We start from the raw sequence: 18,777 nt of genomic DNA on the forward strand, positions 1-18,777 counted from the left end.
GGTTCGTAGCAGCTGCGAGGAGCCTGCCTGAACGGCCCCCCGCCGCACGCCGGAGGTCAAGCGAGCTTTGCAACAAATTGCATGGGATCGCCCGGGCGTGGCTGGAACACTGGGCTCCGTTCCAGACACGCACTGTCGCAATTAGCCCGGATCACCCCGCCTTCACACAACGTTGGCGTATACGCCATCAACCTGAACGGGGGATCCAGGTCATCGCAGTGCGCAGTCCCATCCGCTTTCGATCCCGAGGACTCACCATGCGCAATTCACCCGACCGTACTCCGTCGCTGCGACCGCTGGCCCGCAGCCTGCTGCTGGCCCTGGCCACCGCACCGATGGCTGCTGCCTTTGCAGGCGACCTGGACAACCAGCAGGCCGAAGTGACCGCAGGTGATCCTGTGGAAGCCTGGACGCTGAGGAATGGCTCGAAGCTGACGCTGCGCGACGGCGCAGCGAGCTACCAAATTGATGCCACGGACTCCACCATCGAACTGGAGCAGGCTACGGTCAACCGGGGTCCCGCTGAGTCCGCACCTGTGGGTGTTCGCCTAGACGGCAGCTCCACGCTCACGGCCAACACCAGTGTGTTCAACACGGGCTTGTCGATCACGGAACACGCCAGCGCCACCATCCGCAACAGCCAGATCATCGTGCGCTGGGGCGCGGCAATTCAACCTGGCGATCGAGGGAGCTGGGGTGTGGATCTGTCTAATGTATTTGGCTATGCCTCTGACGATGCACGCGCCTACATCGACAATACCCTGATCGATGTGGATGAGGTTTCCGGTGCCCCCATCCTCAACAACGGCCACGGCGTGCGCCTGATGCAGGGCCAAGCGGAAATCCGCAATGGGTCGAGCATCCGTGCGGACAACGCGGGTGTCCTTCTGTCGGCGGTTTCTGGAGTGAACAGGCCCATTGCGGTGCGCATTGATGACAGCGTGGTGCAGTCTGGCAACCATGCCGCCGTCTGGGTGATGCCTGGTGGCTATGAAGCGGACTACGAGATCACCGTAGCCAACGGCGCACAGCTGGCAGGCGGCAATGGAAATCTGCTCGACGTGCGTACGGCCACCGGCGCGATGAGTGCAAGAGCCGATGTCACCTTCAACGTAGACGACGCGCGCCTGGCCGGCAACGTGAACTTCGAACCCACCAGCGTCACTGGCAGCCTCGACGTCTTCCTGCGCAACAAGGCACAGATCGACGGCCGCTTCATCAACGTTACCTCGGCCAGCATCGACAGCGACAGCACCTGGCTGATGACCGGCGACAGCACTGTCGGCCATCTGGCGTTGGGCAACACCGGCACCGCCGCGCTGGGTAATGGCAGCACGTTCAACACCCTTACCGTGGATACCTTCGATGGCGCCGGCGGCACCCTGCTGTTCAACACCCAGCTGGGAGACGACAGCTCGGCCACCGACAGACTGATCATCAAGGGCGATGCCAACGGCCAGGCCAACGTGCGCGTGCTTAACGCTGGCGGTGCCGGTGCGAAGACCGACAAGGGCATCGAACTGATCCGCGTGGGCGGTGCGTCCAATGCGCGGTTCGACCTGCAGGGCCGTGCGGTGGGCGGGCAGTACGAGTACTTCCTGTTCAAGGACGCGACCAACGGCGGCTGGTACCTGCGCTCGGAGCTGGCCGGCACGCCGGACCCGTGCGTGGTGGACCCCACACTGCCGGAGTGCACGCCGGTCGATCCGGTGGACCCGGTCGATCCGGTTGACCCCACGCCAGTGCTGCGCCCGGAAGCCGGCGCCTACCTGGCCAACCAGTTCGTGATGGACCAGATGCTGCGCCACGGCTGGCGCGACCGCCAGGGCGGCAACACCTCCGCCGTTGATGGCGTGCGTGGCTGGGCCCGCGTGGACGGCACGCAGAGCAAACTGTCTGCCGTGGAAGACCAGCTGGACCTGCGCGTGGACCGCTCGCGCCTGCAGCTGGGCGCCGACATCGGTGTGTTCGACAGCGGCCAGGGCCGCGTGGGCGTGATGGGCACGCTGGCCAAGTCCGATGCCACTTCGCGTTCGCAGCTGACCGGCTACAGCGCACGCGGCAAGGTCAACGGCGGTGCGCTGGGCGTGTACGGCAACTGGAGCACCGATGCACTGTATGTGGATGCCAGCGTGCAGCGCGGCCAGTTCCGCAACCGCGTGCAGGGCGAAGGCCTGGCCGAAGAGCGCTACGACTCGGACATCTGGCAGTCGTCGCTGGAAGCTGGCTACCGGTTCGGCATCGGCCAGATCGGCAATACCGTGCTGAGCCTGCAGCCGGAACTGCAGCTGGTCTACACCGATGCCAACACCGACCGCCACGAGGAAACCAACGGCACGGTGGTGCGCAGCCTGGGCGACAGCGGCCTGTCCGGCCGCGTGGGCCTGCGCCTGCAGGGCGAAGGCCGCAGTGCCGCCGGTGCGTCGGTCAGCCCGTATGTGGTGGCCAACTGGTACCGCGACGGCGCCAGCAACGGCATGGCGTTTGATGATGAAGCACTGAAGGCCAGCGTGCCGCGCAACCGCTACGAGTTGAATGCCGGCGCGCGCGTGGACTTCCGTTCCGGGCTGAGTGCGTGGGGTGGCTTCGGCGTGATGCGGGGTGACCATGGGTATCGCGAAGCCACGGCCAATCTGAGCATGTCGTACCGCTGGTAATGTAGAAACATGCACGGCGCCGGATGATTCCGGCGCCGTTCTTGTATTTCGGCACCGGACTTGGATTGAAAGGCCCTCAGGCCATCTCCTGCCGACGGGGAGCCACACTTTCCTCAGTGATCACATGACGTCAACGTTTCGCCTGAAGCGCCCCCCCTACGCGTGAGAGAGGCCATGACTCATAGCCCGCCTCTGGGGATGCCCACGATTCAACCGCGACAACAACCCACTGTCGCTTCTGACCTTGAGCGCCGCACGTCTCCGCTCATAGACTCGCGTCCCACTGGATCCCCGAGTGCGGAGTCGTGCATCGCAGCACTTCTTGGCCCATCTATCCACGCCAGGCTTCAGCCATCTTCCCTAGCCACTGGTACCTCACATGAAATGCGCGACCAGCCTCTTCCTGCTTCTATCTATTGGCCTTCTTACGGCATGCGATGCCCGCCCGCATACGCGCGGCTACGTTTATCCAAATGACCGCTATCTGGAGGAAAACGTAGCGAAGTGGAACAGCACGGTCGGCACGGTGAACACGTGGAACGACGGCCCATGGGCGGAAGAGTTCTATGAAGCAATCGATAACGGGGATGATCTCTCCAAGTTTCGCTTTCGACTTCAGAATGCACACAAGGACGCCATTGAGAGGCGAACCGCTGCAGAACGCATGACACATCGCTCCGAGGCAGCGGATCTGCACCAGCATCTACTCACATCACTGCAGAGTGTCGAAGACATGTTCTCGATCATGGTGACCATGGCAGAGCTGCCAGAAGGCTACACCACCGAGCAATCCACATCGATTCTCGCTCGCTTGGAACCCGCCATCGAGCGCATGGATACAAATCTTCAGAAGCTGAGTGACGCCCAGGACGCCTTTGCCAAGTCAGAGAAGATCCAGCTCACGACAAGCGATCCCACCCGTCGCTAGGACCGATTCACCAATCGGCCCGACGGCGTTGAAGACGGGTCAATATGCAACTTGTTGCATCGCATGCTCAAGACAGGGTCGATACGCTCGGCGACCGGCCCATCATCCATCTTCAATATGATCAGTCTTGCACTACGCCCCTTTCGTCTTTTCGCCTGTTTCAAAGGGCGATCATCACGACGCGAGTTCTGGTTCTTCTTTCTTCTTCAGGTCATGGTTAGCCTGTCGATCATCGGTATCGCCGCATACAGCTCCCGCCGATTTCCGCCTGGCGCCCTGGGAGAAGGCATGCGATTGAACGATCTGCTTGCATACGTTTGGTTTGGCTACATCGTGTTCAGCCTCGTCCCGTTCTACGCGCTTGTCGCGCGCAGATTTCGGGATCTCGGACAATCTGGGTGGATGTGCCTTACATTGATGATCCCTGCCGTCGGACCCGCCTTTGTACTGCTTCAAATGCTTCGCCCTGGTCAGGAGGGCGATAACCTTTATGGACCAGCACCACGCTAGATCCGTTTTCGTATTTTGTAGAGCCGGGTACACGCTCGGCTGCACGTGACAAGCCGAGCATAGGCTCGGTTCTACAGGTGATGTCGCGGTCTGCACGCATTGACGGCTTTCGCCGCGTCGCCGCAAACATTCGTATTTTTTCTACTTTCCAACTTTTCTCATTGGCAGCATTGGCGCTGCGTGCAAATGATGGACCGCCACCGACAACGGGTGGCACGGGCTTCCAATCCCGTTAGGTTGATGTGTTGGTTACGCTTGCCTGCCGGCGTCGCTCTTTCCTTGTTGGGTGGCGTCGGCAGGCATTCTGTCCGCGCTTACATGGCGGGCGGTGCGTGGGGGCCTCGTGCCCGCCGGCGCTTCTACATCGACCTCCGGTATTGGAACCATGCACCGTCCGCCACCCTCGCTGTTAAGCGGGGTGGCTCCTTCGTCACATGCACAAGGAAGCCGCCATGACTGCCACACACTACCCGTTCCTGTTCGCCACCCTCGGCGAGGCCGCCAACGTGCTGCCCGAAGCCGTCGCGCGCGCATTGGAGACCACGCTGAGCGCCACGCACGGCAACACTGTGCCGGCCAGCACCTCGTTATTGGCGTGCCTGCAGCGCATCCGCCAAGTGGATGCCGCCGACGGCCAGCCCTGGCCAGAGAAGGGCCGCACATCCGGACAGCGCATGGCCATGGCCCGCGCCAACCGCGCCAATGCCGGCCTGACGTTGCTACTGGAACTGCTGCATGCCACCGAACGCGTGCGCGTGGATGGCGATGAAGATCAGCAGGTAGGCGACGACGTGCGCGAAGGGCTGCTGCTGGCCTGCCGCGGGTTGGCCGAGTATGTGGATGTCCAGTTGCACGCGACTTGAGCAGCGCGCGTTCTGAACTGCGGAAGAGCGCTCAGTTCCGTATTGCACGGTTCGCGATTACAACAAATCTGATGGCCGACCTATCGCGCTGGCGCGGATAGTTCGCACTTCTTCTCAGGGAGTGTACCGATGCACAAGATGATGGTTCCGCTGAAGCGCTATACGCAGTTCAGTGGACGCGCCAGCCGCAGCGAGTACTGGTGGTTCCAGTTGTTCATGATGATGTTCACCATTCCGTTGAACGTGCTGGGCTTCATCGCCGGGTACACCAACTCCACATCGCTGGCGCTGGTTTCGTCCGGGCTGATGTTGGTGGTTTGGCTGGCGCTGGCGCTGCCACTGATCGCGGTGACCATTCGCCGGCTGCACGATACCGATCGTTCGGGCTGGTGGTTGTTGCTTGGGCTCGTGCCGATTGCCGGCCTGGCCGTGCTGGTGTTCATGCTGCTGCCCAGCACGCCGGGTGATAACCGGTTTGGCAAGCCCGTTCCGCACGTTTAAGGGGGGCGCCGGGCAATGCCCTGCGTTCCCGTTCGCCACGGCCCCGCCTTGTTAGGTGTCGACCTTGGTCGATACGGAGTAACGCCAACCAAGGTTGGCATCTACCACAGCAGCGCGGTAGCGCCGGGCCATGCCCGGCGTCTTCGCTCAGGCGAAGTGCTGGTAGCCGCCGTCGGCGGCTTCGCCATCCACGTGTACACCCTGGCCTTCGGCAATGCGGCCGATGCGGGTGAGCGGCACGTCCAGCGATTCGGCCAGGTAGTGCAGCGCGTCGCGCTGATCGGCGGCGGCGGTGAAACACAGCTCGTAGTCATCGCCACCGCGCAATGCGCAGTCACGCGCACCGTCGCGGCCGAGCAGATCGCGCAGCGCGTGCGAGATCGGCAGCGAATCGGCATCGACGTGTGCGGCCAGGTTGCTGCGCGTGGCGATGTGGCCCAGATCGGCCAGCAGGCCATCGGAGACATCCACCGCTGCATGCGCGAAGGCACGCAGGCGCAGGCCGAGGGTGACGCGCGGCGTCGGCCGCAGCAGGCGCAGGCGCAGGCTTTCGTAGTCGGCCAGCAGCGTGGCGGTGGCGATGCTCAACGCACCTTGTTGCCACAGGCGCAGCGCGCCGGCGGCATCGCCCAGCGTGCCACTCACCCAGATGTCATCGCCTGCCTGTGCGCGGTCGCGCCGCAGGGCCTGGCCACGCCCGACCTGGCCCATCGCGGTCACCGACAGCGACAGCGGACCGCGCGTGGTGTCGCCACCGATCAGCGCGATGTCGTGCTGGTCGGCCAGGGCGAAGAAGCCATCGGCGAAGGCCTCGATCCAGTCTTCAGACGCTTCCGGCAGTGACAGTGCCAGCGTGCACCACGCCGGGCGCGCGCCCATCGCGGCCAGGTCCGACAGGTTGACCGCCAGGGTCTTCCAGCCGATGTCGAAGGCCGGGGTTTCCACCGGGAAGTGCACGCCGCTGTTGAGCGTGTCGGCGGTGACCACCAGTTGCTCGTTGGCGCGCGGCTGCAGCAGCGCGGCGTCGTCACCGATGCCGAGCAGGATGTCGTCGCGCTCGAGGGTACGGGCGCGGATGCGGTCGATGAGGGCGAATTCGGCCAGGGACATGGGGCGTTCTACTTTCATGTAGAGCCGAGCCATGCTCGGCTGCAGTTCGATCACGCGCCGCACTGCCGGACGCAACCGTGCGCTGCACGGTGAGCCGAGCATGGCTCGGCTCTACAGGAATCGGGTCAGTGACCCGATTCGACCTTGCGCCATTCCACGGCGGCACGATCCAGCACGCCGTTGACGTAGGTGTGGCCATGTTCGGAACCGAAACGCTTGGCCGATTCGATGGCTTCGTTGATCACCACGCGGTACGGCACGTCCAGGCGGTAGCGCAGCTCGTAGGCGGCCAGGCGCAGCACCGCGCGTTCGATCGCGTCCACTTCTTCGATGCCGCGGTCCAGGTACGGGCCGAGGGCTTCGTCGATGTCACGACGGTTGTCGAGCACCCCGTGCAGCAGCGCCTCGAAGTAGGCCAGGTCGGCAATTTCGCGGGCCTGCTCGTGGGCGAACTGGGCGATCAGCGACTGTGCGTTGCCGCCGGAGATCTGCCAGGCGTAGATGGCCTGCACGGCACGACGGCGGGCGCGCGAGCGCAGCACCGGATCGACGCCATCGCGACGGACGGGTTTACCGGAGGGCTTGCCCTGGGTGTTCTTGTTCATGGCAGCTGCTCCAGAAGATTGACCATTTCCAATGCGGCGAGTGCGACTTCCTCGCCCTTGTTGCCGTGGCTGCCGCCTGCGCGGGCCTCGGCGTCTTCAACGCGTTCCACCGCCAGCACGCCGTTCAGCACCGGCACGCCGAAATCCAGCTGCACGCGCATCAGGCCTTCGGCGCAGCGGTCGGCCACGTGTTCGTAATGACGGGTATCGCCACGGATCACGCAACCCAGGGTGAGGATGGCGGCGTGTTCGTGGGCGGCGGCCAGGCGCGCGGCCACCAGCGGCAGCTCCCAGGCACCCGGCACGCGGATCACGTCGATGTTGGCTTCGGTGATGCCGTTGCCGGCCAGGCTCTGACGGGCGCCAGCGACCAGCGTGTCGGTGATGCGGGCATTCCAGCGGCTGGCCAGGATGGCGAAGCGCGCCGATTCGGGAGTGCGAAGATCGCCTTCGAAGTGGCTCATATGCGGCTTGGGGACTCGATAAGGGGGTAATTCTAGCGTGGATGGGCCCCGGCCGTGGCTGGCGGAGGCCCAGGGCTGTGCCGACCAACGGTCGGCACCCACCCGAGGTAGGGCATGGTCGGCACTACCCATTACAGAGTGACCGTCTCCACCACTTCCAGGCCGTACCCGGCCAGGCCGATCTGGCGGCGCGGGGTGCCCAGCACGCGCAGCTTGCCCAGGCCCAGGTCGGACAGGATCTGTGCGCCGGCACCGTTGCGGCGCCACTGGCCCACATCCTTGTCCTTGCCCGGCACCACCGGTGCCGGCTGCTGGCGCAGGCGGGCCAGCAGGGCTTCGCCGTCGCGTGGGGCCGACAGCACCACCATCACGCCCGCGCCTTCGGCATCGATCGCACGCAGGGCATCGGTGGCCGCCACGCCAAAGTCGTCACGGCGCCAGTGCAGCAGGTCGGCCAGCGGGTTTTCCACCTGCACACGTACCAGGGTCGGGGTGTCCGCGTCCGGGGTGCCGCGGACCAGAGCGAAATGCAGGTCGTGGGCGATGCGGTCGCGGTAGGTCACCAGCTTGAACGGGCCGAATTCGGTGTCGATCTCGCGCTCGTCGACACGTTCAACGGTCTTTTCGGTAGCCAGGCGGTAGGCGATCAGGTCGGCGATGGAGCCCATCTTCAGGCCGTGCTCGCGGGCGAACACTTCCAGCTCCGGGCGGCGCGCCATGCTGCCATCCGGGTTCAGGATCTCCACCAGCACGCCAGCCGGCTCCAGCCCGGCCAGCATGGCCAGGTCAACGCCGGCTTCGGTGTGGCCGGCGCGGGTCAGCACGCCGCCCGGCTGGGCGATCAGCGGGAAGATGTGGCCCGGCTGGTGCAGGTCCGACGGCTTGGCGTTGGGCTTCACCGCGGTGCGGATGGTGTGCGCGCGGTCATGTGCCGAAATGCCGGTGGTGACGCCCTCGGCGGCCTCGATACTGACCGTGAAGTTGGTCTGGAACTGCGCGGTATTGGCCTGCACCATCGGCGCCAGGCCGAGGTCGGCGGCGCGGGTGCGGGTCAGCGGCAGGCACACCAGGCCGCGGCCGTGGGTGACCATGAAGTTGATGTCACTTGCCTTGACCAGCTCGGCGGCCATGATCAGGTCGCCTTCGTTCTCGCGGTCTTCGTCATCGACGATGACCACCATGCGGCCCTGGCGGATGTCTTCCAGGATTTCCGGGATCGGGGCGAAATTCATGCGACGTCTCCCTGGGGGTGCTGACCGTTGGTCGGCACGCTGATCAGCCGCTCCACGTAACGGGCGACCAGATCGATTTCCAGATTGACCGCGTTGCCCACGCCGGTGGCGGAGAAGGCGGTGTTGGCTACCGTGTGGGGGATCAGGGCGACTTCAAAACCCTCATCGTCCACTTCGTTGACGGTGAGGCTGACGCCGTCCACGCAGATCGAGCCCTTCCTGGCGATGTAGCGGCGCAGCGAGGCCGGCGCGGCGAAACGCCAACGCTGGGCACGCGCGTCTTCGTGGATGGACAGGACCTGGCCAAGGCCGTCGACGTGGCCGCTGACCAGATGGCCGCCGAGGCGGTCGGTCGGCCGTATGGCGCGCTCCAGGTTGATGACCGCCCCTTCGCCCAGCTGGCCCAGCGTGGTCAGGCCCAGGGTTTCGGTGGAGGCATCGGCTTGGAAGCTGCTGGCGTCGAATGCGATGACGGTGAGGCAGACGCCGTTGATGGCAATGCTCTCGCCCATCTGCACGTTGTCGAACGGCAGGTTTCCGACATTGAAGGTGAAGCGGACATCGCCGCCGATGGATTCGCGTGCGGCCAGACGGCCGACGCCTTCGATGATTCCAGTAAACAAGAAACGTTCTCCGCGAAAAGTGAGCGAAAAACGCCGCAAGGCAAACAGGCGGGCGCAGGGCCGCGAAGGCCCTGTGGCACCGTCTTCTTTCATCCGGACTATGACCGTCGGCTCCGGCATTGGACCGGATCTGCTGACCCCCGGCCGTGGGCCGGAGCGCTCGCGGGCTCGTGCTTGCGCACCTACCGCCGGTGGGGAGTTGCACCCCGCCCTGAAGACGTTTGTGTACCGGCGAACCGGCGTGGCCAGTGTACCAGCCCGGGCTGAACGGGGCTGGATGCCACAGCTGTGACGGCCGTCGCTCGCAATTTGTAAAACTTTCATTAAAATTCGCAGCGGACGACATGAGGTCGCCCACGGGTAGCCGAGAGGGCTGGCCCGCCAATGGACTGAAATTCACAGGAATTCCCATGCGCAAGATGCTGATCGTGGCCGCCCTGCTGGCCGCCGCCCCGCTCTCGGCCTCGGCCGACGCCCTGAGCTACACCTACGTCGAAGGCGGTTGGACGCAGGTCAAGGTTGACGACAACGCACTGGACGACCCCAAGGTCGACGGCGGCTACCTGCGTGGCTCCGTGGCCATCGCCGAACAGGTCTACGTGTTCGGTGGCTGGTCGCGCACCAGCAAGACCAATCACTACGGCAATGATTCGCTGAAGCTGGAACTGAACCAGCCGGAGCTCGGCATCGGCTACCACATGCCGTGGACCGACCGCCTGGACTTCACCGCCGATGCCGCATGGGTGCGCCAGAACGCCGAAGCCACCGTCCGCTACGACGGCCTGCGTTTCAGCCAGAAGGACCACACCAACCTGGGCCGCGTCACCCTGGGTATCCGTGGCAAGCCGTCGCGCATGACCGAAGGTTGGGTCAAGGCCGGTTACATGGACGGCGGCAACAACTTCAAGGGCACCTGGGTCGGCACCGTCGGCGGCCAGATCAACTTCACCAGGACCTGGGGTCTGGTGGGCGAGATCTCCGGCTACCGCGACGTCACCCAGTACTCGGCCGGCGTCCGCGCCAGCTTCTGATCCAACGATCGCTCCTCGTCGTGCGATCGAACGGGCCCCGCAAGGGGCCCGTTTTTTTGGCCGGGGTACACCGCCATGTGACCTCTGGCCGCCATCGAAAGTAGTGCTGGATGCGCTAGGCTTGCGCGCCTCTGGAACAGGAAAACACCGTCATGAAGACCCCCACCCGTACCCTTCTGGCCAGCGTGCTGCTGTGCGCCCCGCTGATTGCCAGCGCTGCACCGGCCCAACTGGCACCCGAGCAGGCCTTCGACCTGTATGCGCGCGTGCTGCTGGAGGACGATGCCACCGCCACGCGCACGCTCAACGACGCACTGAAGCCGGCGTTCGAGGGCCAGGATGCCGTGACCCCCAACCCGGGTGCGCTGGCCAAGGCCTTGGCCGAACCCTGGCAGACGGTACTGGCCAGCACCGGCGCCAAGGTCGACGCTGCGGGCACCGAAGCGCTGTATGCCAAGGCGCTGCGCGATTCGAAGTGCCGCGCGACCAAGAGCGTGATCGAAGACAACGAATACGTTGAAGACCAGAAGCTGGCGCGGATCAGCTACAGCTGCCAGGTGCCCGACCTGGGCAAGGTCCGCCCGCTGTTCGCCGCCAGCCTGGCCGACGATGCCAGCCCGGCCGCGCGCAAGCAGTTCACCGATGCCTATACCCAGGCACTGCTGAGTGGCATGCGCGTGCCGGTCAACGGCACCTTCACCCTGTACCCGGCCAAGGACAACGGCTACTGGTACAGCGGTAATTTTGACGATCTGGTGGGCACCGTAGCCGGTGCGCTGGCGCCGTTCGAGGACTGGATGCAGGACGCGCAGGCGGCCAACGCGCCGAAGGTGACCGGCGTTCCGGATTGCGACCTGTTGCTGCAGCAGCACCGCGCCTGCGTGGCGAAGATCGCGCCGGACCAGATCAGCGGCGTGGATGCGATGGCCGAGGAACTGAAGGCCAAGGCGCAGGTGAAGTCAGCCGATGAGATGACGCAGGAGTGCAAGGCGCTGCGCCCGATCGCCGAAATGATGTGGACCGACGAATGCGCGTAAGCGCGAGCTAGAGCCGGGTCCACGCTCGGCTCATCGTTACCTGCGGCAACGGCGAGCGCACTTTCAGAACCGTTGCATGGCCTTGCGCGGCCCGCATGGTCAATGCTGTTGCCCTCTTCCACCGGGGCAACCGCATGAAACATCGTACGACGTCGACTACCGTCATGCTGCTGGCGCTGATGGTGAGTGGGCAGGCCGAAGCGTACAGACCCAAGACCTTCATCGTCCGTCCATCGGTTGCCTTCGAGTCGAACCAGCTACGTGACAGGGACATCGATGCACAGCTGAGCGAGAACGACGACTGCCGCGCCTTCCTGCAGTACCACGATCGATGTGCACCGACGGTCCTGCCGGACGAGTACGACGACGGCATCAGCCGCCGCAGACTACGGTCGAAGTCGACAGAGCTGGCGGGGGAAGCGCTCAGTGCCTACTGCCGCGACCTGCACGTGCTGTGGAAGCAGCAGTGGAAAGAACAGTGCCCCGCCTACGAAGACGAGGACGAGGACAAGGGCACCTGACGACGCCGGAGATACCGCCATTCCCTCACGGCCGCAGCAGCAGCCTGATGTCCTCGCCGACCTGGCGCTGGTCAACCACCCGCAGGCGGCGCTGCTGGTCCATGCCATCGATGCCGAGGCCGGTCAGCAACGGGCGTCCGCCGTCGCCCAGCAGTGTGGGGGCCTGGTACAGCAGCAGCTCGTCCACCCAGCCGCCGCGCAGCAAGGCACCGGCCAGCGTCGCGCCGGCTTCGGTATGCACTTCGTTGATACCGCGTTCGGCCAGCAGGGCCAGCACCGCGCCCAGATCCAACCGTCCCTCTGCGCTGGGCACGCTGGCGAATTCGGCGTCGGCCGCATCCGGCGCGCTCACCGCCGCATCGTGCAGGTACAGCGTCGGGGCCCCGCCTTCGCGCACGCGGCTGCATTCGAGCGAACGCAGGCGCGAATCGAGCACCACGCGCAGCGGTGGCATCACCTCGGTATCGGCCAGGCGCACGGTCAGCATCGGGTCGTCGGCAATCACGGTGTCGGCGCCGGTCAGGATTGCACCCGCACGTGCGCGCCAGTGCTGCACGTCTTCGCGCGCGGCCGGCCCGGTAATCCACTTGGAGCTGCCATCGGCCATCGCGGTGCGGCCATCGAGGCTGGCGGCCAGCTTCACCCGCAGCCACGGGCGGTTGCGCTCCACGCGCGACAGGTAACCCTTGTTGAGCTCGCGCGCCTGTGCCGCCATCAGCCCTTCGGCGACGTCGATGCCGGCATTGCGCAGCAGATCGAAGCCACCGCCATCGACCTTGGGGAACGGATCGCGCATCGCCGCGACCACACGCGACACGCCCGCTTCGATCAGTGCCAGCGCACACGGTGGCGTGCGCCCGTAGTGCGCGCAGGGTTCCAGGGTGACGTAGGCGGTGGCGCCACGGGCGTCGCTGCCGGCCTCGCGCAGCGCGAACACTTCAGCATGCGGGCCACCGGCGCGCTGGTGCCAGCCCTGCCCGACCACGCGTTCGCCATGGGCGATCACGCAGCCGACCATCGGGTTGGGACGGGTGGTGTAGGCAGCGCGCACGGCCAGGCGCAGCGCGTTGGCCATGTGCAGGTGGTCGAGGGCGGAGAACGGGGTGGTCATGCGGCCATGGTAACGCCGCCGGTGTGGATCCATGCCGTCAGTGCCAACCAACGGTTGGCACCCACCAGTGAATGCGGCCACCGGTGCCCCCCAAGGTTGGCACCCCCAAGGCAGAGGCAGTCAGCCTTTCTTTTTCTTGGTCAGGGCAATCACATCGCCCAGCAGCTGCAGCTGTTCGGTACTGGCCGGCAGCTCGCGCTCGAGCTTCTCGATCTCCTCGCGGAAATCGGCCACGTCCTCGAAGCTGCGGTACACCGAAGCGAAGCGCACGTAGCCCACGTGGTCGAGCTTGCGCAGTTCGTTCATGACGAACTCGCCAACCTTGATCGAGGGCACTTCGCGCTCGCCGCTGATACGCAGCTGGTGCACCACCGCACGTACCGCTGCTTCGATCTTTTCTTCGGGCACCGCGCGCTTCTGCAGCGCGCGATCGAACCCCGCGCGGACCTTGCGCTGGTCGAACGCTTCACGGGTGCCATCGCTCTTGACGATGGCCGGCAGCTTCAGCTCGACCGTTTCCAGGGTGCTGAAGCGCTCGCCGCAGGCTTCGCATTCCCGCCGACGGCGAATCGTCGCGCCGTCTTCAGAGACGCGCGAGTCGATGACCCGGGTATCGGCATGTTGGCAGAAGGGGCAATGCATGGAACGCCTGGCTCAGGGAGCAATTGCCATGGTCATGGCAGCGTCGCAAAGGTACCTGAGAAAGGGCGCCGCAGCAAATGCTGCCTGCGCGGAAGCGCCTGCATTCTGGCTACCCAGCGTGTCCGGCGAGGTCGGATGCCCGGCTCAACCGGGTGCGGGTGGCGGCGATGCCATGCGTGCCCAGCGCAGCCACGCCAAGTGCCCGGACATCACCAGTAGCGGCGGGCCAAACCCGAGGAAGCCCAATGTCGAGATCTCGCCATTGCTGATCGTGGAGTACAGCGTGGCGACGACCACGCCCGACGCGGCCAAGCCACCCAACGCCAGGCCGACCCAGGCCATGACCGGTGATTGGCGAAGGCCGGCAACACCGCGCCACAGGAACAGCCCGCTCAGCCACAGCCACGACAGCAGGCCGATGATGCCGGCCGACGACCACAGCAGCAACAGCGTGTACTCGTCGCCCGTCAGGTACTTGCCGTCCCATACGGCCATCAGCCCCAGCACGGCACCCGTACCGCCTGCCGCCACGGTGGGCAGGCCCACCAGCAGGCCAGCAATGGCCATCCCGCGCTTGTGCAGGCGCTCATCCATGCGTTCGATGTCCTTCCATGGGCCACGTCATGCCCGGCGCTTGATCCACACCAGCATCGCAGCCGGCACCAGCATCGACGGGCCCAACAGCAGCAGGGCGATGCCTTCGGCGTGGACGGTGCTGCTCCACCACAGCGCCAGCCCCAGCGGGGGCACGGCGGCAAGACCGCCGGCCAGCAGCATCCACCACCAGAGGCGATGCACCTGCAGCCCGGCACGCCCCTGCAGCAGATACCCGGCGCTGAGCCACAACCAAGCCAGGCAGCCGGCAATGCCGGCCAGGCCCCACAGCGGCATCACGGTCACCGCAGCCAGCGTGCCATGGCCGAACTGGCCCAGCCCCGTCAGCAGCAGCATCAGTGCCGCAACGCCGCCGGCCACCAGGCTGGGCAGGCCGAACAGCACGGCCAGGGTGGCGTACAGGTATTTGAGGCGGCGCTCATCCATGCGCGATCGCTGCAATGCCGGGGTCAGAGCCCTTCCCTGCGGGAAGAGGTCCGACCCCAACCCGATCAGCCGTAGACCGGGTACTTGCGGCACTGCGCGCTGACGGCGTCGCGCACGCGGGCAATGACAGCATCATCGTTCGGCGCGTCCAGCACGTCGGCGATCCAGTTGGCCAGGTCCACGCAGTCCTGTTCGACGTAACCACGGGTGGTCACCGCCGGGGTACCCAGGCGCAGGCCCGAGGTCACGAACGGCGAACGCGGGTCGTTCGGCACCGAGTTCTTGTTGACGGTGATGTGGGCCTTGCCCAGCGCGGCTTCCGCGTCCTTGCCGGACACGTCCTTGCCGATCATGTCCACCAGCATGAGGTGGTTCTGGGTGCCGCCGGAGACGATCTTGTAGCCGCGCGCGATGAGCGTGTTGGCCATCGCCTGGGCGTTCTTCACCACCTGCTGCTGGTAGGTCCTGAAGGCCGGTTCCAGCGCTTCCTTGAAGGCCACGGCCTTGCCGGCGATGACGTGCATGAGCGGACCGCCCTGGATGCCCGGGAACACGATCGACTGCAGCTTCTTGACCAGGTCTTCGTCGGCGCCCTTGGCGATGATGATGCCGCCACGCGGGCCGCGCAGGGTCTTGTGGGTGGTGGAGGTCACCACGTGGGCGTGCTCGAGCGGGCTTGGGTAGACGCCAGCGGCGACCAGGCCGGCCACGTGGGCCATGTCGACGAACAGGTAGGCACCGACCTTGTCGGCGATGGCGCGGAAGCGCGCCCAGTCGATCACCTGCGAATAGGCCGAGAAGCCGGCAACGACCATCTTCGGCTTGTGCTCCAGGGCCAGGCGCTCGACTTCGTCGTAATCGATCAGGCCCTGGTCGTTCACGCCGTACTGCACGGCGTTGAACAGCTTGCCCGAGGCATTCACCTTGGCACCGTGGGTGAGGTGGCCGCCGTGGGCCAGGCTCATGCCGAGGATGGTGTCACCCGGCTGCAGCAGGGCGAAGTACACGGCCTGGTTGGCCTGCGAGCCGCTGTGCGGCTGCACGTTGGCGTAGTCGGCACCAAACAGCTGCTTGAGGCGGTCGATCGCCAGCTGCTCGGCAATGTCCACGTATTCGCAGCCGCCGTAGTAGCGCTTGCCCGGGTAGCCTTCGGCGTACTTGTTGGTCAGCTGGCTGCCCTGGGCTTCCATCACCGCCGGGCTGGTGTAGTTCTCGCTGGCGATCAGCTCGACGTGGTCTTCCTGGCGCTGGGTTTCAGCGGCAATGGCCTTGGCCAGTTCGGGATCGTAGGATTCGATGCGGACGTCACGCGGGAACATCGGGTACTCCAGCAGGCAGGGAAAGGGGTACGGCTCAGCCCCTGATTGTAGCCCCGCACCGGCCCGCCGGGGCCGAAAAGGACGGGGCCGGCACTTCCGAAGGAATCCGGCCCCGTGCATGCCAGTGGATCCACGCCATGCGTGGACGTGGCCGCCGGCTCAGCGGCTGTTGATGATGTAGTCGGCGATGATGCCGGTTGCCACCGCCACCAGCAGCATGTTGCCGCGGTCATCGCGGATCCAGTGGTGCCCATGCGGCGGGCGGCGCAGGTGGTAGCGCGGGTAGTCGTTCACCACGTAGATCGGGCCACGGTAGTAGTCGCGGTAGCGGTGGCCGACCTTCCAGCCGTAGCCCGGGCCATAGGCCGGTCGATAGACCACGCGCGGCGGCGGTGCCGGGCGGTAGTAGCGGTCATGGTCGCGGTGCCAGTCGCGGCGGTCGCGTTCCCAGTCGCGCCGGGCCTCACGGCGGTCGCGTTCCCAGTCACGGCGGTCCTGTCGCCACTCGCGGCGGTCCTCGCGCCACTCGCGGCGGTCGTGGCCGCGACGGTGGTCGTTGTCGGCGAAGGCGGGAGCCACGGCACCGAGCGCCAGCACAGAGGCCACGGCGCTGGCCATTACTCGATTGATGCGCATGTCAGACCTCTGTTTGGGTGGTGGTGAGCCCATATTGCGCAACCGATCTGAACCGTTTCCGGCTGGAAACGCTTCCCGCTGCAGGACTGTGACGGAGTATTCAGGCCACGGCCAGCCGGCGCCCCTGCGCCGGGCGCGGCCCGGAACCGGTTCCGGCTATAATTGGCGGTATTCCATTCCAGTCTGTGCCCGCTGCCGCAACGGGGTGTTCCCGTGACGGGTCGGGTGCAGGGCCGCGCCTACGGAGACCTCATGTCGTCGCAATACATCTACACCATGAACCGCGTGTCCAAGGTGGTCCCGCCCAAGCGGCAGATCATCAAGGACATCTCGCTGTCCTTCTTCCCGGGTGCCAAGATCGGCCTGCTGGGCCTGAACGGCGCCGGCAAGTCCACCGTGCTGAAGATCATGGCCGGCGTGGACACCGATTTCGAGGGCGAGGCCCGCCCGCAGCCGGGCATCAAGGTCGGCTACCTGGCGCAGGAACCGGAACTGGACCCGAACAAGACCGTGCGCGAGTCGGTCGAGGAAGGCGTGGGCGAAGTGCTGCAGGCGCAGGCTGCGCTGGAAGCGGTGTATGCCGCCTACGCCGAGGAAGGTGCCGACTTCGACGCGCTGGCCAAGGAGCAGGAGCGCCTGGAGGCGATCCTGGCCGCCGGTGATGCGCATACCCTGGAAAACCAGCTGGACGTGGCCGCCGATGCGCTCCGCCTGCCGCCGTGGGATGCCAAGATCGCCAACCTGTCCGGTGGTGAAAAGCGCCGCGTGGCGCTGTGCCGCCTGCTGCTGCAGAAGCCGGACATGCTGCTGCTGGACGAACCGACCAACCACCTCGACGCCGAGTCGGTGGAATGGCTGGAACAGTTCCTGGCGCGCTACACCGGCACCGTGGTGGCCGTTACCCACGATCGCTACTTCCTGGACAACGCCGCCGAGTGGATCCTGGAACTGGACCGCGGCCGCGGCATTCCGTGGAAGGGCAACTACACCGAATGGCTGGTGCAGAAGGATGAGCGCCTGAAGCAGGAAGAAAACCAGGAAAAGGCCCGCCAGAAGGCGATCCAGAAGGAACTGGAGTGGTCGCGCCAGAACGCCAAGGGCGGCCGCTCCAAGGGCAAGGCCCGTCTGGCCCGCCTGGAAGAGCTGCAGTCGCAGGATTACCAGAAGCGCAACGAGACCAACGAAATCTTCATTCCGCCGGGCGAGCGCCTGGGCAACATGGTGATGGAGTTCAAGAACGTCTCCAAGAAGTTCGGCGACCGCCTGCTGATCGACAACCTCTCGATGCTGATTCCGCCGGGCGCGATCGTCGGCATCATCGGCCCGAACGGCGCCGGCAAGTCGACCCTGTTCAAGATGATCACCGGCCAGGAAAAGCCGGATTCGGGCGAGATCGTGATCGGCCCGACCGTGCAGCTGTCCTACGTGGACCAGAGCCGCGACAAGCTGGAAGGCAACCACAACGTCTTCCAGGAAATCGCCGGCGGCCTGGACATCCTCAACATCAACGGCATCGAGATCCAGTCGCGCGCCTACATCGGCCGCTTCAACTTCAAGGGCCAGGACCAGCAGAAGATGGTCGGTTCGCTGTCCGGTGGTGAGCGTGGCCGCCTGCACATGGCCAAGACCCTGCTGCAGGGTGGCAATGTGCTGCTGCTGGACGAACCGTCCAACGACCTGGACATCGAAACGCTGCGTGCGCTGGAAGATGCGCTGCTGGAGTTCCCGGGCAACACCTTCGTGATTTCGCACGATCGCTGGTTCCTGGACCGCATCGCCACGCACATCATCGCTTTCGAAGGCGACTCGCACGTGGAGTTCTTCCAGGGCAACTACCGCGAGTACGAGGAAGACAAGAAGCGCCGCATGGGCGACGACGCTGCGCCGAAGCGCCTGCGCTTCAAGGCGCTGAAGTAAGGCAACCGGAAAGGCCGCGCTCGCGCGGC

Annotated in this window: 20 protein-coding genes and 1 riboswitch; of the genes, 9 read left to right on the forward strand and 11 right to left on the reverse strand. The window is 65.5% G+C overall.

What is annotated here, in order from left to right; all coding sequences use genetic code 11:
- The first annotated feature begins 257 nt into the window (after nt 1-257).
- The 5 genes from O0J15_RS00330 to O0J15_RS00345 all read left to right on the forward strand — a co-directional run bounded on the left by O0J15_RS00330 (nt 258) and on the right by O0J15_RS00345 (nt 5,459).
- Nucleotides 258-2,657 (forward strand): autotransporter outer membrane beta-barrel domain-containing protein, encoded by a 2,400-nt coding sequence (locus tag O0J15_RS00330; RefSeq protein ID WP_308304892.1) that lies wholly within the window; start codon nt 258-260, stop codon nt 2,655-2,657.
- A 379-nt stretch (nt 2,658-3,036) separates the two neighbouring features.
- Nucleotides 3,037-3,585: a hypothetical protein gene (locus O0J15_RS00335; RefSeq protein WP_155028946.1), complete on the forward strand. Its 549-nt coding sequence runs from the start codon at nt 3,037-3,039 to the stop codon at nt 3,583-3,585.
- Between the two features lie 117 nt (nt 3,586-3,702).
- The gene (locus O0J15_RS21905; RefSeq protein ID WP_369431842.1) at nt 3,703-4,095 is read left to right on the forward strand and encodes a DUF805 domain-containing protein; all 393 of its coding nucleotides are present in this window, start codon (nt 3,703-3,705) and stop codon (nt 4,093-4,095) included.
- Between the two features lie 452 nt (nt 4,096-4,547).
- Nucleotides 4,548-4,958, forward strand: coding sequence for a hypothetical protein (locus O0J15_RS00340; protein ID WP_021204584.1), 411 nt, complete (start codon nt 4,548-4,550; stop codon nt 4,956-4,958).
- A gap of 129 nt (nt 4,959-5,087) precedes the next feature.
- Nucleotides 5,088-5,459: a DUF805 domain-containing protein gene (locus O0J15_RS00345; RefSeq protein WP_021204583.1), complete on the forward strand. Its 372-nt coding sequence runs from the start codon at nt 5,088-5,090 to the stop codon at nt 5,457-5,459.
- Between the two features lie 147 nt (nt 5,460-5,606).
- Here the strand turns inward: O0J15_RS00345 and thiL are convergent, their stop codons facing one another.
- The 5 genes from thiL to O0J15_RS00370 form a co-directional block, all read right to left on the reverse strand.
- Nucleotides 5,607-6,569 (reverse strand): thiamine-phosphate kinase, encoded by a 963-nt coding sequence (gene thiL / locus O0J15_RS00350; protein ID WP_308304893.1) that lies wholly within the window; start codon nt 6,567-6,569, stop codon nt 5,607-5,609.
- 125 nt (nt 6,570-6,694) lie between these two features.
- Nucleotides 6,695-7,174, reverse strand: a complete 480-nt coding sequence (gene nusB / locus O0J15_RS00355; protein WP_005408062.1) for a transcription antitermination factor NusB — start codon at nt 7,172-7,174, stop codon at nt 6,695-6,697.
- Complete coding sequence (gene ribH, locus O0J15_RS00360) at nt 7,171-7,638, reverse strand: 6,7-dimethyl-8-ribityllumazine synthase (protein ID WP_005408061.1); 468 nt, start codon at nt 7,636-7,638, stop codon at nt 7,171-7,173. The genes nusB and ribH overlap by 4 nt, the downstream gene beginning before the upstream one ends.
- A gap of 131 nt (nt 7,639-7,769) precedes the next feature.
- Entirely contained in the window at nt 7,770-8,870 is a 1,101-nt protein-coding gene (gene ribB / locus O0J15_RS00365; protein WP_021204342.1) for a 3,4-dihydroxy-2-butanone-4-phosphate synthase, read from the reverse strand.
- Nucleotides 8,867-9,493: a riboflavin synthase gene (locus tag O0J15_RS00370; protein ID WP_308304894.1), complete on the reverse strand. Its 627-nt coding sequence runs from the start codon at nt 9,491-9,493 to the stop codon at nt 8,867-8,869. Before O0J15_RS00370 ends, ribB begins: the two co-directional genes overlap by 4 nt.
- Before the next feature lie 77 nt (nt 9,494-9,570).
- Nucleotides 9,571-9,716, reverse strand: a riboswitch (FMN riboswitch).
- Between the two features lie 187 nt (nt 9,717-9,903).
- Here O0J15_RS00370 and O0J15_RS00375 point away from each other — a divergent pair.
- From O0J15_RS00375 to O0J15_RS00385, 3 genes are all read left to right on the forward strand, one after another.
- The gene (locus tag O0J15_RS00375; protein ID WP_021204340.1) at nt 9,904-10,524 is read left to right on the forward strand and encodes a hypothetical protein; all 621 of its coding nucleotides are present in this window, start codon (nt 9,904-9,906) and stop codon (nt 10,522-10,524) included.
- A gap of 152 nt (nt 10,525-10,676) precedes the next feature.
- Entirely contained in the window at nt 10,677-11,561 is an 885-nt protein-coding gene (locus tag O0J15_RS00380) for a hypothetical protein (RefSeq protein ID WP_171953418.1), read from the forward strand.
- A 134-nt stretch (nt 11,562-11,695) separates the two neighbouring features.
- A complete protein-coding gene (locus O0J15_RS00385) occupies nt 11,696-12,082 on the forward strand; it encodes a hypothetical protein (protein WP_171953417.1) in 387 nt (128 codons plus the stop codon).
- Nucleotides 12,083-12,107: 25 nt separating this feature from the next.
- Here the strand turns inward: O0J15_RS00385 and ribD are convergent, their stop codons facing one another.
- From ribD to O0J15_RS00415, 6 genes are all read right to left on the reverse strand, one after another.
- Nucleotides 12,108-13,193, reverse strand: a complete 1,086-nt coding sequence (gene ribD / locus O0J15_RS00390) for a bifunctional diaminohydroxyphosphoribosylaminopyrimidine deaminase/5-amino-6-(5-phosphoribosylamino)uracil reductase RibD (RefSeq protein ID WP_164144873.1) — start codon at nt 13,191-13,193, stop codon at nt 12,108-12,110.
- A gap of 120 nt (nt 13,194-13,313) precedes the next feature.
- Nucleotides 13,314-13,835: a transcriptional regulator NrdR gene (nrdR, locus tag O0J15_RS00395; RefSeq protein WP_019661036.1), complete on the reverse strand. Its 522-nt coding sequence runs from the start codon at nt 13,833-13,835 to the stop codon at nt 13,314-13,316.
- 144 nt (nt 13,836-13,979) lie between these two features.
- On the reverse strand, nt 13,980-14,429 hold the full coding sequence (locus O0J15_RS00400) for a hypothetical protein (RefSeq protein WP_308304895.1): 450 nt from the start codon (nt 14,427-14,429) through the stop codon (nt 13,980-13,982).
- A 27-nt stretch (nt 14,430-14,456) separates the two neighbouring features.
- Complete coding sequence (locus O0J15_RS00405; RefSeq protein ID WP_111098850.1) at nt 14,457-14,876, reverse strand: hypothetical protein; 420 nt, start codon at nt 14,874-14,876, stop codon at nt 14,457-14,459.
- Between the two features lie 65 nt (nt 14,877-14,941).
- A complete protein-coding gene (glyA, locus tag O0J15_RS00410) occupies nt 14,942-16,195 on the reverse strand; it encodes a serine hydroxymethyltransferase (RefSeq protein ID WP_019661033.1) in 1,254 nt (417 codons plus the stop codon).
- A gap of 159 nt (nt 16,196-16,354) precedes the next feature.
- Entirely contained in the window at nt 16,355-16,831 is a 477-nt protein-coding gene (locus O0J15_RS00415) for an RcnB family protein (RefSeq protein WP_019661032.1), read from the reverse strand.
- Between the two features lie 252 nt (nt 16,832-17,083).
- Here O0J15_RS00415 and ettA point away from each other — a divergent pair, with 252 nt between their 5' ends.
- Nucleotides 17,084-18,748, forward strand: coding sequence for an energy-dependent translational throttle protein EttA (ettA, locus tag O0J15_RS00420; protein WP_005415249.1), 1,665 nt, complete (start codon nt 17,084-17,086; stop codon nt 18,746-18,748).
- The last annotated feature ends 29 nt before the right edge of the window (nt 18,749-18,777 follow it).

It is taken from the genome of Stenotrophomonas sp. Sm10, from assembly GCF_030985515.1.
GTDB classification, from domain to species: Bacteria; Pseudomonadota; Gammaproteobacteria; order Xanthomonadales; family Xanthomonadaceae; genus Stenotrophomonas; species Stenotrophomonas hibiscicola.

Coding starts and splice junctions, on each gene's coding strand:
- O0J15_RS00330 (WP_308304892.1), top strand. CDS start 258: ATGCGCAATTCACCCGACCGTACTCCGTCGCTGCGACCGCTGGCCCGC.
- O0J15_RS00335 (WP_155028946.1), top strand. CDS start 3,037: ATGAAATGCGCGACCAGCCTCTTCCTGCTTCTATCTATTGGCCTTCTT.
- O0J15_RS21905 (WP_369431842.1), top strand. CDS start 3,703: ATGATCAGTCTTGCACTACGCCCCTTTCGTCTTTTCGCCTGTTTCAAA.
- O0J15_RS00340 (WP_021204584.1), top strand. CDS start 4,548: ATGACTGCCACACACTACCCGTTCCTGTTCGCCACCCTCGGCGAGGCC.
- O0J15_RS00345 (WP_021204583.1), top strand. CDS start 5,088: ATGCACAAGATGATGGTTCCGCTGAAGCGCTATACGCAGTTCAGTGGA.
- thiL (WP_308304893.1), bottom strand. CDS start 6,569: ATGTCCCTGGCCGAATTCGCCCTCATCGACCGCATCCGCGCCCGTACC.
- nusB (WP_005408062.1), bottom strand. CDS start 7,174: ATGAACAAGAACACCCAGGGCAAGCCCTCCGGTAAACCCGTCCGTCGC.
- ribH (WP_005408061.1), bottom strand. CDS start 7,638: ATGAGCCACTTCGAAGGCGATCTTCGCACTCCCGAATCGGCGCGCTTC.
- ribB (WP_021204342.1), bottom strand. CDS start 8,870: ATGAATTTCGCCCCGATCCCGGAAATCCTGGAAGACATCCGCCAGGGC.
- O0J15_RS00375 (WP_021204340.1), top strand. CDS start 9,904: ATGCGCAAGATGCTGATCGTGGCCGCCCTGCTGGCCGCCGCCCCGCTC.
- O0J15_RS00380 (WP_171953418.1), top strand. CDS start 10,677: ATGAAGACCCCCACCCGTACCCTTCTGGCCAGCGTGCTGCTGTGCGCC.
- O0J15_RS00385 (WP_171953417.1), top strand. CDS start 11,696: ATGAAACATCGTACGACGTCGACTACCGTCATGCTGCTGGCGCTGATG.
- ribD (WP_164144873.1), bottom strand. CDS start 13,193: ATGACCACCCCGTTCTCCGCCCTCGACCACCTGCACATGGCCAACGCG.
- nrdR (WP_019661036.1), bottom strand. CDS start 13,835: ATGCATTGCCCCTTCTGCCAACATGCCGATACCCGGGTCATCGACTCG.
- O0J15_RS00400 (WP_308304895.1), bottom strand. CDS start 14,429: ATGGATGAGCGCCTGCACAAGCGCGGGATGGCCATTGCTGGCCTGCTG.
- O0J15_RS00405 (WP_111098850.1), bottom strand. CDS start 14,876: ATGGATGAGCGCCGCCTCAAATACCTGTACGCCACCCTGGCCGTGCTG.
- glyA (WP_019661033.1), bottom strand. CDS start 16,195: ATGTTCCCGCGTGACGTCCGCATCGAATCCTACGATCCCGAACTGGCC.
- O0J15_RS00415 (WP_019661032.1), bottom strand. CDS start 16,831: ATGCGCATCAATCGAGTAATGGCCAGCGCCGTGGCCTCTGTGCTGGCG.
- ettA (WP_005415249.1), top strand. CDS start 17,084: ATGTCGTCGCAATACATCTACACCATGAACCGCGTGTCCAAGGTGGTC.